General features: G+C 29.6%; 16 protein-coding genes. All 16 read right to left on the reverse strand.

Going from position 1 to position 17,237, the window contains the following annotated elements; translation table 11 throughout:
* Positions 1-2 precede the first annotated feature (2 nt).
* Positions 3-1,316, reverse strand: a complete 1,314-nt coding sequence (locus CC89_RS09610) for a tetratricopeptide repeat protein (RefSeq protein ID WP_035291645.1) — start codon at positions 1,314-1,316, stop codon at positions 3-5.
* Between the two features lie 298 nt (positions 1,317-1,614).
* Positions 1,615-2,037: a hypothetical protein gene (locus CC89_RS09615; protein WP_035291647.1), complete on the reverse strand. Its 423-nt coding sequence runs from the start codon at positions 2,035-2,037 to the stop codon at positions 1,615-1,617.
* The gene (locus CC89_RS09620) at positions 2,021-2,236 is read right to left on the reverse strand and encodes a hypothetical protein (protein ID WP_035291648.1); all 216 of its coding nucleotides are present in this window, start codon (positions 2,234-2,236) and stop codon (positions 2,021-2,023) included. Before CC89_RS09620 ends, CC89_RS09615 begins: the two co-directional genes overlap by 17 nt.
* A 14-nt stretch (positions 2,237-2,250) precedes the next feature.
* Complete coding sequence (locus tag CC89_RS09625) at positions 2,251-2,874, reverse strand: hypothetical protein (protein ID WP_035291650.1); 624 nt, start codon at positions 2,872-2,874, stop codon at positions 2,251-2,253.
* 65 nt (positions 2,875-2,939) lie between these two features.
* Positions 2,940-3,581, reverse strand: a complete 642-nt coding sequence (locus tag CC89_RS09630; RefSeq protein ID WP_035291652.1) for a hypothetical protein — start codon at positions 3,579-3,581, stop codon at positions 2,940-2,942.
* A 31-nt stretch (positions 3,582-3,612) separates the two neighbouring features.
* Positions 3,613-5,100 (reverse strand): hypothetical protein, encoded by a 1,488-nt coding sequence (locus tag CC89_RS09635; RefSeq protein WP_035291654.1) that lies wholly within the window; start codon positions 5,098-5,100, stop codon positions 3,613-3,615.
* A gap of 208 nt (positions 5,101-5,308) precedes the next feature.
* Positions 5,309-5,701, reverse strand: coding sequence for a hypothetical protein (locus tag CC89_RS09640; protein WP_035291656.1), 393 nt, complete (start codon positions 5,699-5,701; stop codon positions 5,309-5,311).
* 128 nt (positions 5,702-5,829) lie between these two features.
* Positions 5,830-6,156 (reverse strand): WXG100 family type VII secretion target, encoded by a 327-nt coding sequence (locus CC89_RS09645; RefSeq protein ID WP_035291658.1) that lies wholly within the window; start codon positions 6,154-6,156, stop codon positions 5,830-5,832.
* A 90-nt stretch (positions 6,157-6,246) separates the two neighbouring features.
* Positions 6,247-10,803, reverse strand: a complete 4,557-nt coding sequence (gene essC, locus CC89_RS19525; RefSeq protein WP_051931671.1) for a type VII secretion protein EssC — start codon at positions 10,801-10,803, stop codon at positions 6,247-6,249.
* A gap of 13 nt (positions 10,804-10,816) precedes the next feature.
* Complete coding sequence (locus CC89_RS09655) at positions 10,817-11,065, reverse strand: EsaB/YukD family protein (protein ID WP_035291660.1); 249 nt, start codon at positions 11,063-11,065, stop codon at positions 10,817-10,819.
* Between the two features lie 72 nt (positions 11,066-11,137).
* On the reverse strand, positions 11,138-12,184 hold the full coding sequence (locus CC89_RS09660) for an AAA family ATPase (protein ID WP_035291662.1): 1,047 nt from the start codon (positions 12,182-12,184) through the stop codon (positions 11,138-11,140).
* A 183-nt stretch (positions 12,185-12,367) separates the two neighbouring features.
* Complete coding sequence (locus CC89_RS09665) at positions 12,368-13,534, reverse strand: FHA domain-containing protein (protein ID WP_035291663.1); 1,167 nt, start codon at positions 13,532-13,534, stop codon at positions 12,368-12,370.
* Positions 13,535-13,667: 133 nt separating this feature from the next.
* Positions 13,668-14,198: a hypothetical protein gene (locus CC89_RS09670; protein WP_035291666.1), complete on the reverse strand. Its 531-nt coding sequence runs from the start codon at positions 14,196-14,198 to the stop codon at positions 13,668-13,670.
* Between the two features lie 10 nt (positions 14,199-14,208).
* The gene (locus CC89_RS09675) at positions 14,209-15,876 is read right to left on the reverse strand and encodes a protein kinase domain-containing protein (protein ID WP_081897022.1); all 1,668 of its coding nucleotides are present in this window, start codon (positions 15,874-15,876) and stop codon (positions 14,209-14,211) included.
* Positions 15,867-16,121, reverse strand: a complete 255-nt coding sequence (locus CC89_RS19530) for a protein kinase domain-containing protein (RefSeq protein ID WP_051931674.1) — start codon at positions 16,119-16,121, stop codon at positions 15,867-15,869. The genes CC89_RS09675 and CC89_RS19530 overlap by 10 nt, the downstream gene beginning before the upstream one ends.
* Before the next feature lie 15 nt (positions 16,122-16,136).
* Complete coding sequence (locus CC89_RS09680) at positions 16,137-17,123, reverse strand: PP2C family protein-serine/threonine phosphatase (protein ID WP_051931676.1); 987 nt, start codon at positions 17,121-17,123, stop codon at positions 16,137-16,139.
* Positions 17,124-17,237 lie beyond the last annotated feature (114 nt).

The following is a 17,237-nucleotide window of genomic DNA, read 5'->3' on the forward strand; positions in this document are numbered from 1 at the left end:
TTTTAATTAAAATTCATATCAAACACACTATTATACTTTTTAGCAATTTCCATATTTTCTTCTGCCTTTTTCTCATCACCCATTTCTTTATAAATAGAAGCTTTAATAGCATATACCTCTCCACTATCTTCTTTTAACAATAATACATAATCTAAAAGCTCCAATGCCTTAGCATATTCCTTTAAATCTTTATGACACAATATTCTGAACATATATGCGTCAAGATTATTAGGACTTGATATAGTAATTGCTCTAAATAGTTTGCATGCTTCTTTATAGTGTTTTTTTGCTTCCTCTTCTCTGCCTAGCATTTTAAGGCTTAAAGCTCTATAATATATAGCTGACATTATATATGAACTTTCTCCATCTTCTTCTTTTGCTAATACCTCTGCATTCTCAAGTACTTTTTCATAATTGTTAGCTGCTAAATAAGCATTCATTATAAAGTATCTTACTTCGTAATCTATTTCTCCATCTTCATAGTTAATACACTTTTCCAAATAATTAATAGTACTTTCAACATCTTCTTTTTGAGCATATATTTTTGCTCTTTCAAAATCTAAATTTCTTGCCTCTACTTCAAAACCTTCCATTTTTTCAGCTTCTTCTATCATTGTTAAGGCATTTTCATAATCCCCCTGTATATTAATTAATCTAATCTTGTTGTAGAATAACGAAACATCCTTTGGAAATAATTCAATAGCTCCATTAATAACTTTTTCTGCTTCTTCAAATTTTCCTTGAGCACAGTATATCTCAAATCTAAAGTGATATCCCTCAAATATATCCGGACAATATTGATTTAATTCTTCTAATGCCTCTAACGCTTCATCTAATTTATCATTTTTTATATATAACGAAATTTGTTTCAGTCTATATTCAGGATTTAGCGGCTCCTTTGCAATTGCTTTTGAATAATTTCTAACTGCAAATAAAAAATTATCTGTTTCTTCATAAACCATTCCTAAATTATAATAAAGATTTGCCTCTTCATAGCCATTAGCCACTGCTTTATTGTAATATTCTACTCCCTTCTCAATATTATCTCTAAGAAAACTAATATTACCTAAGTTAAAATAGACTAGTCCATTTTTCTTATCTATTAATATTATCTTCTTAAACTGTTCCTCAGCTTTTTCGTATTGCTCCATATTGGCATAGAGATTTCCTAAATTAAAATAAGTTTCTACCTCCATGGGATCTATTTCTCTTGCTTTTTCGAAATATTTTAAAGCTTCCTGATATTTTTCCTTTGCCAGTAGCATACTCCCCTGCTGATTTAATTCAATAGCTTCTGATATTTCTGGTATTTCCATATTCGCATTTCCTCCTTTATTTATCTGTTAACCAATGATATCTATATGCATTGAAGTCTTTTGCTACAACATTTTATAAATTATACCCATTTTGAAAACACTCGTCTTATAAAATTAAGCTTTCATTTAATTTAAAATTAACTATGTCATCACCTTTGAATCTAAGTATTCTTTTATCATTACTTTTCCTTTCATTAATTTGCAACACTCTTCTATAATATCTTTATTTTAACATTTATTCCATATATATTCACCACTTTTCCATAATATTTTACTTTTTTTTACTAATATATTTTTTCTACTCCTCTGGATAATCCCTCTTTTCCATCTGAACTCCACTCTTTTCTTCTAATGTTTTTAGAATTTCTTCATTGCCTTCAAAGTATAGGTATAGTCTTATTCTAGTATCAGGCTTATTAACATTTTTATTTCTTGTATATTTTCCTTTACTATAATCGCAATACCATATCTCTCTCCTTTTACCATAAATATCAATCCTTTGATGATACGTGCTATATATCATCCTTGTTATATTTTCATATCGTGTTTCTAATTGTTGAAATATATTTATGTTATATTGATTACTTGGATGGTATATATATTTTATATCTTCATCTGTAATCACCACGGTATCATGTTCTCTATAGTTTACTACGCATTCACAGCTTCCTTCTAATGCCTTGCGATATACGAAATATGGTATACTAGCAAAAATCCCCATGCTTATAGATAGAGTTATCCTCATTTACTCTTACAGTTCTACCAATATTAAAATAGCAAAAGAATGCTATTCCCCCTATTGGTGCAAGCAATAAAAGTATTCTTCTTACCCACTTCCTCTTATGCCACTTTGGATGTTTCTTATATTGTGTCCTTTGTAATTTTCTTTTTAATTCTGGATCAGGATAATATTGTTTCATATAAACTCCCCCCTCTATTCCTCCGAATAATCCCTTATTTCAATCTCTACCCCGCTTTTTTCCGAAAGAGTTCTCACAAATTCCTCGCTGTTTTCATAGTACAAATAAAACGCCATTCTAGCTTTTTCTTTAACTGAATAATCCTTTTCTCCTTTTTCATAATCATCATATCTTGTGTCCTTTATATTTGCGTACAATCTTAACCTATTGTGATACTTATTTAAAACCAACCTCTCTATTTCGTCATACCTTACTTGCATTACATCATATGTTGTTGAAATCCCTTCCCCATTAGGTTTGTACCCATTTTCAAAATACTCGTCTTTTAAAATTAAGCTTTCATTTAGTTTAAAATTAACTATGTCATCACATTTGAACCTAAGTATTCTTATATACCCAACTAATATCATTAGTAATGTCCATATAACTCCTATTGCTATAAAAAAATAATCAGAAAATAACTTGAATCTTCCCATAACCCTATACCCATAAATTTCTATGCAAATAGGACTTATTATAGTCATTATAATGATTCCTTTCCTTATCCATGCTGTTCTTTTCCATTTAGGATGCTTTTTATATTGAGTATCATATATTTCTTGAAATTTTTCCTTATCTACTTTATATTCTTTTATCATTTCTTTTCCTCTCATTAATTTACTAATATATCTTCTGCACCATTAGCTCATATATATTTTTTTATCTACTCCTCTGGATAATCCCTCTTTTCCATCTGAACTCCGCTCTTTTCTTCTAATGTTTTTAGAATTTCTTCATTGCCTTCAAAGTATAGGTATAGTCTTATTCTCTCATCTGGTTTATCCACCTCTTCTGTCCTACCTATCTCACCTGTCGTAACATCACTATAATATATCTCCTTTTGTTTACCATAAATATCTACCCTCTGATGATATGTGTTATATATCATCTTTGTTATATCATTAAACTTAATTTCAAATTGATGGAACAACTTTATATTATCTCGATTACTTGGATGGTATATATATTTTATATCTTCATCTGTAATTACCACGGTATCATGTTCTCTATAGTTTACTACGCATTCACAGCTTCCTTCTAATGCTTTCCGATACACAAAGTATGGTATACTAGCAAAAATCCCCATGCTTACTGCAGTGGTAACTCTTACAATCCCGTCAACTCCATCTTGAGCAAACATACCATTTTCAAACCTGTAACGAAAAAACGATAGTATACCCCCTATTGGTGCAAGCAATAAAAGTATTCTTCTTACCCACTTCCTCTTATGCCACTTTGGATGTTTCTTATATTGTGTCCTTTGTAATTTTCTTTTTAATTTTGGATCAGGATAATATTGTTTCATATAAATTTTCTCCTTTCTTTTACTTCACTCTTTAATTAAATACAAGTTTATAACGTTTAATTTTTATATCTTTAAGGGATTTGCTTATTTTATTTAAATTAGAATGGAACGAGGCAATATTAGGAATAAATATATTTCCATTACGTATATTTTTTCCTGTTTCATATACTATATCTGCTTTATTTAATCCAATTATTGCATGTTTAAATCCTTTTCCTATTTTAGAATTAAATTTTAATTTTATGCCTAACATATTTGCATTGTTTAATTTATCCAATTTGGAAAAATCGGGAATAATCTCTTTCTTTATTTTATATCCTTTATTTTTAAATGCATTTTTTATATCATTCTTAATAAAATTTGATATTATTTTTTTTGAACGTAACTTTTGATATTTATTTTCTTTTACTAAATCCTTTAAAACATATCCGCTGTGTTTCGTGTTCATCTTGATATATTTAAACGTATCTATTAACTCATCTTTAAACAACTTATTATTTTCACCTATGGCTTTTCTAAAATTACTATCAGTAAAAATTGATTTCGAACCTTTATAGAAACTTTTTATTGTAACTTTAAACTTTTTATCTCCTTTGACCATAAATTTATTACCTAATATTCCTACTGTCTCATCAGTACTGTTCCCAAATAAATTCTTAATAGATATAAAACCTTTATTGCCTAGAGAATCTGTTAACTTTCTGCCTAATTGTCCTATTGATGTAATGCTTGTTACTATTGTAGTAACACCTTCCGTTATGTCCAATATAGCTGCTGGTTCCTCATATCCTTCTTTTCGTAAGAAATCACTTAATTTATCTATTTTCCCATATCTATGAGCCCATGCTGGATCTTCTTTGTTTTTGCCATATGCCAAACCACTTGCAATAATATTTGTTACCCCATTTGATATTGCTATTACTGCTCCTACTACAGCTAATATTGCTAGTATCCCTACTCCTGCAGTTACTATAGTAAAAACGGCTACTCCTATTGCCAATATTGATAGAGCAATATCCTTTACATATTTTCCTCCACCAGTTCTAAACCAATGCTTTATTTCAGTTTTCCAGTCATTAACTTTATTTTCCACTTTGTTGTAGACAGTTTTTACCCATCTTCCTAAGGAAGTTGAGTTTATAGAGTTAACGGCTAAGTTTTCAAAAAAGGCTGAAACTTTTCCTATTTTAAATCCATTTCTATTAGCAAAGTCAGCTGTAGCTTCTTTTATCTGTTTTGCAACGTTTTTATCAGTTTCTTTAACTTTATTATGAAAATTATCAATTTGGGCAGCATAATTATGGAACTTTTCACCCTTTTCTCTTAACTCTTTTATCTTCAGCTGAGTTTCATAAAAGGCATCATTTGTCCTACAGCTTTGACCTCCTGAGATATTGCTAATTTTCCTTGATACCCCTCTTTCCATTTTTGAAGCATAATTTTCAAGTTCGCTGGCTGTTTTTTTAATATATTTACTTCCAAGTGAAAGTTCTCTATAAGTCACTTTAAGTGTTGACATATATTAATCACCTCCAAAAATCTTTTTATTTACTAAACGTCTTTCTTCATCTTTTAATTCCTCTAAAGTACATGAAAAGAAATACCAAGTCAAAGATGCTAGTATATTTTGTGTCAGACAAGGAAGCAGGTTCCGTCGCTAGTAGGACTATCGGCGGGTTCTGCTAACGCAGTATGACGGAAAATAGACTAGCATACTGACTTGTTATTTATTTGAATGTACTTAACCTATAATTTAGTGAATTTAGTTCATTTGTAGCTGAGATAATTTCATTTCTAACCACATTTCTTTCCTTATTTAATTTATCTATTGCAACACTAATTCTATAATCAGAATTAGTGCTTTTTTCCTTTAAAGAAGTTGAATCTGTTGAAACTGCACATTTTCCATCTACTGCTACTGCACATTTTAAGCAACTAAAACCATTATATAAGGGCCCATTTATATCCATAATGCAATTATTAACTCTATAAAATGAACTAATTGCTTCATCAATATCTTCTAATCTTCTGTTTTTTTGTCTAATATACTGTTTTTTATTTCTAATTGCATTTCTTATAGACCTAATTCTACACCTAACATAGTACAATGATTCAGCCATATATACACCTCCACATTACCAATTTATTATAATGAAATATAATTAACTGAGTTTTCGGACATATATTTCCGAGAATTTCCCTTTACGAATATATATTTCTGAGAATTCTCCTTCATGAACATATTTTTCTAAGAATTACCCTCTATATTTTTTGCTATCTTCTCATCCGTTTCCATATAAGCTGCTATACTCTCAACAATGCCATCATATAAATCATATAAATCATCCTCAATGTCCTTTAAATTTCTTTTTAGTAAATTGTATTCTATCTCATAAGAATTTCTAGCATTACCTATCCAGGTTGAAAGTAACTCCGATGTTATGCTTTCTATTTTATTTCTACAATTTTGAAACTCCTTAACATTATCTCTAAGTTCCTTTACTGCTTCTGTCATCTCCTCAGTGCTAAGCTTAGTAATACTTCCTATACACTCTACCGAAGTTTTTGAAGCCATAGACTCACCCCTTAATCTTTTAATACTTTTATTACAACTCCATCACTTTAATACTTTCTTAATTCTCATAACTAATTCTTTGATACACCCCTAATCCTTTAATATGGTCTTAAGCTTCTTAAATTCTCCACTATCTATCCAGTAGGCATCCCCTAAGCTCAATGGTTTTTTATAGTTTCTACTAATATTAATTGGCAAATCAAAGAATTTATTATCCCCCACGTCATCAAATATGAAGCCATTGTTTCCTTCCTTTAAGGACTTTAGTAATTCCGATGCTGTAAATCCTACTTGAGAATTTTCAACATCATTGAATATAATGCATACCTTTAAATTTTTAAATTGTGATGTAATTTTTTTATACTTGTTCATTACTTCCTTATTAGCTCCTAAGCTATTCATTGCATCTCTATTGTTATTAATTATTACAATTAAAGGCTCATTTTTAAGAATTTCCATTCCATTTTCTGCAACCTTTTCGCTTCTATATTCTAATTCATCATATACTTCTTCAATAATCAGCTCTAAATCATTAAATAATAGAGAATATTTTTCTACAAACCCATACTCCTTCATAAAGCTTAACTTTTTCTCTATGTTATCCACTACATAGACTTGCACTGGATTTTCTAATATTTTTCTTTGTACGTTTTGGGCAATGCTAGCAATGAAGTTACTCTTGCCCTTATTTTCTTTACCGATAATTGCCATAGAGCTTTCTTTTAACAAGTTTATAGTTTCTAAATTAATAGTTTCATAATTTAATCCTATTGGTATTTCATATGCAGCTAATTGTTTTTTACCATAGTTTTCTTTTATAAACTTCATGTCTAAAACCTCTGGTATTTCAGGTATTATTTTTGCCTTCATATTTGGATACTTAAGCTTAATATGCTCAATAAAGCTCTTCATGTCTTTAACCCTATCTATCTCCTTTTCACCTATAAAAGCTAGATAGCTTTGGTATTCATAAATATCCTTATCTATTGAGATTAGTCCTCTTCCTGGAATATTCTTTGGCTGCATTCTACATCTGTCAAACAAACTTCCATATTCACTTGAATCATTGCAATATAGTGCTATTCTGCTGGAAAAGTTAGTCATATATTTATACCCTATTCCAGTGGTTTGAGCATTGGCAATAATTACTGTTATTCCTACTGCTACTCCTTCTCTACATATATTTAATAACTCTTCATCTCTCTCGGAATACATTTCTTTAAATGCAGTCATGTTATCTAAGAAAATAATTATCTGACACATATCCTTATAACCAGCTTCCCTATAGGATACAAATGAACTTATACCAAGCTTAGATAAAACTGATTTACGATGCTCTATTTCTTTAAGCATCATGGTGGTAAAAGTCTTAAGCTTTTCATCATCTGAGGATGTAATAACACCACCTACATGTTTAAGCCCTTGAAAATTCTTTAAAATCATAGAAGCAAAATCCAAGATGTACATATTAACTTCTTCCGGTGTATAACTTTCTGCCACGGTTCTTATTATTGTTTGTAATAAGCTTGTTTTACCAAATTGTGAAGAACCTACAATAAATAAGTTACCTTCTGAAATATTTACTCTTACAGGTGCCTGCAATTGTTTAGTTGGATCATCATATATACCTATAAAAGCTTCAACGCAGGTGTTATTCTTATGAAGTTTCTCACCCTCCTTTAAAAGTATTACATCTGGCAATGGTGGTAAACATATTCCCGGAAGTTTTTCAATATTATTTTCTAAACAGTATTCATTAATATATTTAACTAATGCCTCTAACTGAGTGGCACTAGTTCCACTATTTTTTTTCTTTTCCCGTTTAAATATTGTAGTCCTCTTTCCCCATAAAGCTACCTCATTTATTTCAAATTCCTTATTATTACCCATTTCATCTCTTAGGGCTTCTGCTCCGCTATAAGCTGATTGAAATAATTCAAACACTTCATTATTACCTACTTGGAGATACGCTCTTCCTGGTTCTTTTATTTCTGCAGCTAAAGGTGATTTCAATACTTCATTACTATCACTTTGATTTTGCACCTTTAAGCAAAGCTTGAATTTTGAGTTACTCCATATCTGATCATCTATTACTCCTGACGGCTTTTGAGTTGCAAGTATTAAATGCACTCCTAAGCTTCTGCCAATTCTTGCTGCACTTATTAGTTCTTTCATAAATTCTGGTTGATCACTCTTAAGCTCTGCAAATTCGTCAACAATCAATATCAGATGTGGTAGGGGCTTAGATATTTCTCCGCTTTTAAATTTCTTAATGTATGCATCTATATGGTTCACCCCATATTCAGCAAATAGTGCTTGACGCTTAGTTAACTCAGCTTTAATTGAAGATAGCGAACGGTTAATTTCCCTTCCATCAATATTTGTAATTGAGCCAACTAAATGAGGTAAATCTTTAAATTGATTAACCATTCCACCACCTTTAAAATCTATAATCACAAAGCCTACTTCATATGGATGGAATAAGGTACACATAGATAATATATAACTTTGTAATATTTCACTTTTACCTGAACCTGTGGTTCCCGCTACCAATCCATGGGGACCGTGTTTTTTTTCATTTAAATCCAGGTATATGATTTGTCCTTTGGTTTTTACTCCTAGTGGAGCTGCCATGCTCTTATATACTTTAGATTCCTTCCATCTTTTTTCAATATCTATTTCATCTACTACGGTTACTCCAAGAAGCTCAAATAAGGATATATTTTTGGTCAACTGACTTTCCAAACTTACCTCATCTACATAAATTGGAGCTAATCTTAAAGCTAGTTCATTTAAATCTACATAATCTATATTTTTATAGGTAAAACCAGTAATGCATTCTCCATTATTACAGTTTACAATTTCTGCACTAGTACCATTTTCATCAAGCCTTATTATTTCACTACAGCCCATAGGAAGCAGTTCTTGACTCTCATTAAAGAATATAAATGTAGTGCCAAGTTTACTACTAGATTTAATAAATCTTGATATAGGATGGTTTTTTATGCCCTTATCATCTACTACAAAAATAACAAAATGTGTATAGAAATCTCCCTTATTAGATTTTATTTCCTCTTCTCTTTTGATCAATTGTATATATAAATACTCAAACAATGAATTTTTACTTTCCTCATCATATATTAAATTTCTTACACCTATATCCTCATTGTATATGTGTTTTATCCACCTTAACCATTGAAATTCAGCTTTATTCTCTTCATTAAATACATAAAACATCTTTACATCTTTATAAAAATGTCTTCCTATAATATCTACAGTTACATTTTTAAGCATTCTACATAAGTTTTTATAATTCCCTAGTATACCTACAGCATTAGCTGAAGCTAATTTCAAAATAACTGGTGCATTATCAATAAATTTATATTTATTTTCTATTTCTTCTGGTTTATCCACTAATTCATCTGTGGTATCTTTAAATTTCTGTGGAGTTATCTTCACTTCACACCGGGATGCTACTGTTCCATATCCCAGTGTAACCTCTAAAAAATCTTCATCTTCCTTGCTTCTGTCAAAAAGCTCCTTATTAAATTCTCGTACATTTTTTACATTTTCTTCTAAGGAAATATACTTTTTCTTTAATACCTTTAATTCCTTTTCTCTCATGTTTTCTATAAAGTTTGCTTTTTCTTCTATATATTTAAGATAATTAGTTTTTCGTTTTTCTACTTCTCTTTTGTATTCTTTTTTTGTATTTATGGAATTTACTATAGACATAATTATTCCTATTGACATTGTAGCAACGCTATAGATTACAAAACTGCCTCCGTTGCCTATAACTCCTCTTAAAACTATGAGTAATGCCACCATAGCTAACGCAGGAATCAGTGTAATCAATATATTATTTTTAGGTGGGTTTGGTAATTTTTCCGGAGGTAAGACTTCTATATCTGTGTTTGGTGTTATATACTTTATTCTTGTGCTTCTATTAAATTTAGGATATTTTAATTTATTGGTATATATCTTATCAGTAAATTTAAGTCCCAATATGTGCATATTTTCATTTTTATCTGTGTATAACTTATTATTTTTAAAGTAAAAATAATACCCCATAATTATAAGGAAATCACAATCTTTAAGCTGAGTTTCCTTATTAATTTTCTGGGTATTTTTATAAACCCCGTATTTTGTATTGTTATCCTTTATGTAATATTTATTGTCCCTTAAAAACAAAGTTACATTTCCCTGCTTCAGCAAATCATCCTGTATATATATAGTATCTTTTTCACTTCCACCAATTGTAACTTTTTTAACTTCCTTTAAATCTATTACTCTATCATAATTTCTTTGAATACTGTCAAAATCAATTAAAAAGTTTAACTTAAAAACTGTTTCATTATAATTTTCGTACTTTATAATTATTTCATCACCATGCTGCAAATCTTTATTATATAATTTCATAATACCATCTATTGTAAAATACACTGAATTAGTACAATTTATTTCAAAGCCATCGACATGCCTTAAAAGTTCAAATTCAAAATCCTCAAAAAATCTTTCTTTTTTAAATCTAACTTGGCATCCTTTTGTTGTTCCTACTTTTACTATATTGCTTTCAAAGTCTGAAAGAGAATATTCTCGATAGATATTTTTGCCAAATATAATTATTTTATATTTATTTTTTCCCATGACTTTATCTCCCCTACTCTAAAATATTTATAATAGAACCATCTCTAATATTGAATTCCTCTAGTGTTTTATTCCCTTTTAATAAAGCTATGGGCTTTTCAGACCTTGCATAAACCTCCATAATATTATCAGTGTTAATTTTTAAATCATAGGCCTTATTTATAGCTATCACCAAATCATTAGCTGTAATGTCTAGAGGTACTTCTATATCTACCTTCTTATTAAGTTTTGGTATATTTAATATTACAATTGCCTTATTCATTTCTGCCCCCTTAATTAAACATATATAGTCTTATTTTATAACCGCTAGAATCTAAAATCATTTTAGGGTCCCTTAATTAAACATATATATAATCTTATTAAAGCATCTATTCTTTGCTAAAAAATCTATTGTAATATTCTCTTCTCTAAAACAATCTATATATTCGGAAATATTACAATTACTAATATAATCATCTTTAATTAAATAATTTTCCTTAGTGTCTACATACTTATTGCAAATAAATATAAACTTATTTGGATTTGAACAATCTATATTAACCCTTAAATTATTTAATTTTATTGCATCTACTTTGCTCTGCTTTGTTAATATGATTACCTTATGGCAATAACCCATAAGCATAGACTTTTCACTGTTAAACTCATTAGATGTGTCAACTATTATATAGTCATACTTACCACTGTCTTTAAGTTTTTCAATAAAAAATCCAAACTCCTTCATACCTATATTTAATGAAGACACAGGTTGTTTAAAAGGTAATAAATAATCAAAAGGTTTTTTACCCATTGCATCATCTAAATGATTAAGAATTTTCTCATCCTTATTCACCAAATATCTATCAAAGCCTGAAGTGCAATATTGATCATTTCCAATTATAAAATCAAAGCTTTGTATACTTTCCGTATTTAAATAAAATACTCTTTTATTTAAATGTTTTAAAGCTGCAGCTATACCTATAGACACAGTGGTTTTACCACTTCCCCCTATTGGAGAATAAACCATTATTACCTTTGACTTATGATTTTCTCTAACTGGCTCTATAGAACTATTACTCATTACTTCATTGTAAATTTCCTTTACACTTGTATATTTATATATGTTGTGTACACTTAAGCTACAGGTTATTTCCTTTAACTCTTCTTGTTCTGTTAATATAAATGTATTTGCTATATTATGCTTTTGCAGCTTTGGATCATATAATTCCTCATTTATTATCAATATATCTATATGTCTTGGTAAATTGAAATACTCCTTCAAATAATCTTCATTGGAAATCACTATGAGCTCAAGTTTATCACCCAGCTCTTGTATTAATTTTAATTCAATAGGCATTAAATATTTTTCATCTCTATCAACCAACATAATAACTATATTTTTCATTATTTGTTTCTCCTTTACATAAAAATAAATTATGTTAGGTACATGAAAATAAATAACAAGTCAAAGATGCTGGTATATTTTGTGTCAGACAAGGAAGCAGGTTCCGTCGCTAGTAGGACTATCGTAGGGTTCTGCTGACGCAGTATGACGGAAAATAGACTAGCATACTGACTTGTTATTTATTTAAATGTGCCTTATTTCAACAATCATAAATTCACTATTGGCAAGGGTAACTATATCCCCTGGCACTATCTCTTCTTTTACATCTTTTTCTAGCCTTCTACCATTAATAAATGTACCATTGGAGCTTCCAAGGTCAACCATATAGTATTTTTCATTTTCCTTTAAAATACTGCAATGCTTCCTGCTTATAGCTTTATTAAATGTAATTAATCCCTCTACATATTCATCCTTACTCCCTATTATAAATTCCGGCTTATCTATAACCATTGTTATTTTTTCTGGAGTATTTACTCCCGTTAACGCTATTTTTGCACTTTGCTCTTCAGATAGCAAAGTTGTACCATCATCCTCTAATAATCTTGTATCATGGCAGTTATTGTAGTGCTCATATTTAGTGCGAAAACTTGATGTATTGTGTCCACTTTTATGCTCCTCAGCTTTATTTTTTCTTTTTCTTGAAAATATGCTACTAAATGGTCCTATATATCTCTTTTTATTTTTAGTGTCCTTGTAATCTCTAGTACCCCCATGATCTTCACTATCTATATGATTTTCACTAAGCTTATGCCTAACTTCTTTTTTTACACCAGACTCTTTTTTTACTTCTGATTTAATATTTGCAGTACTAATGTTAATCTCCCTGAAAATATTCTCTAAAGATTTGCTTGAATTTAAATTAGAATACAAGTTATCAATGGCGCTTCCTGTAAGTTTTTTATTGTTATCAATAGCTTTTAATATATTTTGTTTTAATTCATTACTAAATGTCTTTTCTGTTCTTCCGTTATCATATATTACTGGAATGTATATATAATAAATATTAAGATTGTTGGTATCTACAAATATAGAATTTAAGTTTGTATTAATATTTTTATATTCTATAAATCCGTTTTCTTCTACATTTAAGGCCACTATCAGTAACTTTCTTATTATTTTTATAAATATGTCTACGCCACTATTTTGTATTACAGTTTCTAAATCTTTATATTTTGAAATGTCATAAACCAATTTAATTTTTCCATTATGCATGACTTTAACGCATTTCACCAAACCATTATTCACTTGGTTTTGTAATACCTTATATCCAACTTCGTAAAAAATACTCTCCTGACTAAGTATATAGTTTATATTTGTGCTATATCTATTTTCTTCAATAAGAGAATTCAACCATAACTCCCCCTTAAAATATTTTCTATCTATATTTTTCCTCAAAACAATGGTTCAATTTCATCATATTCTCAACTATCTTCATAAGCTAAAATCTCTCACTACCTTAGAGTTCTTTAGTCCCCTCACTAAACTAAAGTAATTCAGTCTCCTGGCTATCTTCCAGTAATTCTGTTTCCTCACCATTCTGAAGTAACTCAATGCCCTGGCTGTTCTCCAGCAATTCTGTTTCCTCGCCATTCTGGAGTAACTCAGTACCCCGGCTGTTCTCCAGCAATTCTGTTTCATCACCATTCTGAAGTAATTCAGTGACCTGGCTGTTCTCCAGCAATTCTGTTTCCTCGCCATTCTGGAGTACCTCAGTACCCGGGATGTTCTCCAGCAATCCTGTTTCATTGCTGTCCTTGAATAACTTAGCTTTTTTACTCTTATCAAAAAGTTTATTATCATCACTATTTTGGAGTAATCCATTAAGATTTTTATTATCTACCTTTTCTTCATTAATAGTTAATTTAAGTTTTTTATTGTTAGAGTATTTATTAAGTGCTCCTTTGGATCCTTTAAATTCTTTAGATGCTTTAGATAAGTAGCACCATAATATACCTATGATTGAAACTACCGATATAGCTATGCCAATTATTAAAATTACCCAACCTATATTCATAAAAACCCCCTTATTTTACATACCCTTGGTTTTGAAGTTCCTTATATATTTGTTTCAATGCTTGTATGTCATTGCTACTTTGAGTTGTACTGTATTTTTCAGCCAGTTTGTAATTTTTGAAAAAATCTGAAAATTCTCTTTGCTCTTTGGCCTTTGTCATTTGCTTTAAATAAAATAACTTAGCTAACTTAGCATATCCTATGGAATTATTAGGATATTTATTAATCAAAACTTTAAAGTATTTTTCAGCTTCATCAAAGTTTCGCAATTGAAGCTCCACATTGCCTAAACTACTATAAAGAGTCATAGTATCTGTTCCTAATTTCTTAACCATTAAATAATTTTCTAAAGACTTATTATAATATTTTTTCCTTTCCGCCTCATTATCCGATAACATAGCCTTTGCATTGTATGCAGCGCCTAATCTTTCATAAATAGCCGTATTTCCTTTATCCTTACTTTGAGAATTGATTTTTTCTAATAAATCTATTTGCTTATTATAATCCTCATCTAATATCATAAAATTATCTCTGTATATATCAGCTATCATTATATAGCCTCTTAATCTCTTTTCCTCATTTTCTATGGTTTCTATATATTTAATTAGTTCGTCAACATTTTTTATAGCTTCATCGTCTTTGGTAAGCTTCCCTGGTTTATTTAATGACTTAGATATAGCATAATAATAATTAACACCTTCAAATTTTTTATCTTTAACCTTTTCAAAACAACTGATAGCTTCCTTATAATTTGCTTTTGAAAAACACGCCAGACCTAAAAAATAATTATACTTATCATTTTGGATTAATTCAGGTCTTTCACTAACAGCTTCCACTTTTAAATACTTGAGCATTTTGTCAAAGTCTAATTGAGCATAGTACAAATTGGCCACTGCTAAATATCCCTCATCTTTATCAGGCAAATTATCAATAGCACTATTAAAAACCCTTAAAGCATCATCATATTGCTTTGCCTCTTGATACTGTTCTCCCTTAGTTAAAAGTGACATGTAATCATTGTTTTTTAGATTATTTATTTTAAAAACACCAAACACCGTTATTGCCACTCCAATGCATAAAGCAGCTATAAAATACTTGCCTTTGCTTCTTCTCTTTTTAATTTTATAACTATAGCTTAATTTTTCTATATTATTCAAATCATAAATGAGTTCCTCTATATTTTGATATCTGTTAATAGGGTCTTGCTGAATACATTTTGAAATTATATGTTCTATCCCCTCTGAGTACTTTGGGTTTATAGTCCTAACTGGTACAAGTTCATAGGGTGGATCATTGGGTCCTTGTCCCGTCAATAGATGGTATAAAGTAACCCCTAAGCTATAAATATCTGTTCTATTATCTGTTTGATGATTGCCATATTGTTCTGGTGCTGCATATCCCCTAGTTCCTATAATTACAGTATCTGATGCAGTATCTTTTTTATATTCTCTTGCTATTCCAAAATCTATAAGTTTTATTTTTCCTTCTTTATTTAGCATTATGTTTCCAGGCTTCATATCCCTATATATGATTGGATTTGGCTTCTGATTGTGTAAGTATTTCAATACATCACATAGCTCCTTGGCCCAACTTATAACCTTTTCTTCTGGAAAAGATATACACTGATTCAATAGAATATTTAAACTTGTCCCATCTATATAATCTAAAACTATATATATATTTTTTCTTCTTCATTTATAATATCCACAATCCTAGGCAGCGCTGGATGATCTAAATTTTTTAATATGTTTGGCTCAGCTAGAAAATCTATATCAGCATTTTTATTGAGAGTAATTTCCTTTACAGCCCAATTCTTTTCAAAATTTATGCTTACAGCTTTATATACTACACTCATACCGCCCTTACCTAATATCTCTATAAGTTTATATCTACCATCTATTATCTTCCCTTTGTATTCAGACATACCTTTCCTCCAAAATTATCTTCCAAATAATCTATTAAAAATCCCCATTTTTCTCTTTTCATTTTCTATTAATACAATAATTACGGATATATTATCTCTTTCTTCTCTGGACTTTACTGTATGAATCATATCCAAAGCTAATTTTTGAACCTCTATATCATAATTTTTGCCCCCATAGTCCTTATATAAATAATCCTTATCTACATAATCTTTGCCTTGGTAGTGCCCACCTTGGTATTTCTTACTTTCGTAATGCCCACCTTTGTAATTCCTGCCCTTATAGTGCTTTCCTTTAAATTTGTTATTTCTATAATCCCATTGTCCATAGTCCTTACCCTTTAAGAGCTTATTAACATTTTCTATCATTTCTTCTTCCTGAAATTTATTATAAAAGCCATCGCTACACAATATAAAAGCATTGGTATCCCCTATTGATCCCATTTTTTTATAAACTACTATATTCTCTTTGGCACCTACGCATTGTAAAAGTACATTCTTCATTTTACTTCTTTTAGCCTCTTCTACTGTCATCTCTTTGTTTTTAACCTTCATAGCCACATAGGAATCATCCTCTGTTTCTTGTACTATCCTCCTATTTATTTTATAAATTCTTGAATCTCCTACATTGGCAATATAATATTTTCCTTCATATATAAACAACACTGTTATAGTTGTTCCCATTTTAATATTATTTTCCTTAGAATATTTGTATATTGATTTATTGGCAAGTAAAATAGTCTCTTCCAATGAATTCAATATTGCTTCATGACCAGCTTTAATCACTCCGCTAAACTTTTGTTCCCACCATTCCTTAAATAATCTAACTGCTGTAATACTAGCTATTTCTCCTTTTGATAAGCCTCCTAACCCATCACAAACAATAAATAATCCAAACTCTTCCTCCCTATGCTCACCAATTTCAACTAACACGTTATCTTCGTTAATTTTTTTTATATTGCCTATATCACTAGCAATTCCTACATGAAATTTTAAATTTTTCATTTTTAAACCCCTCAGTAGATTTACTATCATCTTTTATATCTATATAAATTACACTTTTATACAAAGTAACCATTTACATTTTATCATCTTAAATACTTTATTTCAATTATCTTC

It is taken from the genome of Clostridium sp. KNHs214, from assembly GCF_000744935.1.
Classification (GTDB): Bacteria; Bacillota; Clostridia; order Clostridiales; family Clostridiaceae; genus Haloimpatiens.

Excerpts from the sequence above, each read along its gene's own strand:
- CC89_RS09670 (WP_035291666.1), bottom strand. The coding sequence starts at position 14,198 with ATGAATATAGGTTGGGTAATTTTAATAATTGGCATAGCTATATCGGTA.
- CC89_RS09630 (WP_035291652.1), bottom strand. The coding sequence starts at position 3,581 with ATGAAACAATATTATCCTGATCCAAAATTAAAAAGAAAATTACAAAGG.
- CC89_RS09610 (WP_035291645.1), bottom strand. The coding sequence starts at position 1,316 with ATGGAAATACCAGAAATATCAGAAGCTATTGAATTAAATCAGCAGGGG.
- CC89_RS09680 (WP_051931676.1), bottom strand. The coding sequence starts at position 17,123 with ATGAAAAATTTAAAATTTCATGTAGGAATTGCTAGTGATATAGGCAAT.
- CC89_RS09625 (WP_035291650.1), bottom strand. The coding sequence starts at position 2,874 with ATGATAAAAGAATATAAAGTAGATAAGGAAAAATTTCAAGAAATATAT.
- CC89_RS09660 (WP_035291662.1), bottom strand. The coding sequence starts at position 12,184 with ATGAAAAATATAGTTATTATGTTGGTTGATAGAGATGAAAAATATTTA.
- CC89_RS09615 (WP_035291647.1), bottom strand. The coding sequence starts at position 2,037 with ATGGGGATTTTTGCTAGTATACCATATTTCGTATATCGCAAGGCATTA.
- CC89_RS19530 (WP_051931674.1), bottom strand. The coding sequence starts at position 16,121 with ATGTCTGAATACAAAGGGAAGATAATAGATGGTAGATATAAACTTATA.
- CC89_RS09655 (WP_035291660.1), bottom strand. The coding sequence starts at position 11,065 with ATGAATAAGGCAATTGTAATATTAAATATACCAAAACTTAATAAGAAG.
- CC89_RS09640 (WP_035291656.1), bottom strand. The coding sequence starts at position 5,701 with ATGGCTGAATCATTGTACTATGTTAGGTGTAGAATTAGGTCTATAAGA.
- CC89_RS09620 (WP_035291648.1), bottom strand. The coding sequence starts at position 2,236 with ATGAAACAATATTATCCTGATCCAGAATTAAAAAGAAAATTACAAAGG.
- CC89_RS09645 (WP_035291658.1), bottom strand. The coding sequence starts at position 6,156 with ATGGCTTCAAAAACTTCGGTAGAGTGTATAGGAAGTATTACTAAGCTT.
- essC (WP_051931671.1), bottom strand. The coding sequence starts at position 10,803 with ATGGGAAAAAATAAATATAAAATAATTATATTTGGCAAAAATATCTAT.
- CC89_RS09635 (WP_035291654.1), bottom strand. The coding sequence starts at position 5,100 with ATGTCAACACTTAAAGTGACTTATAGAGAACTTTCACTTGGAAGTAAA.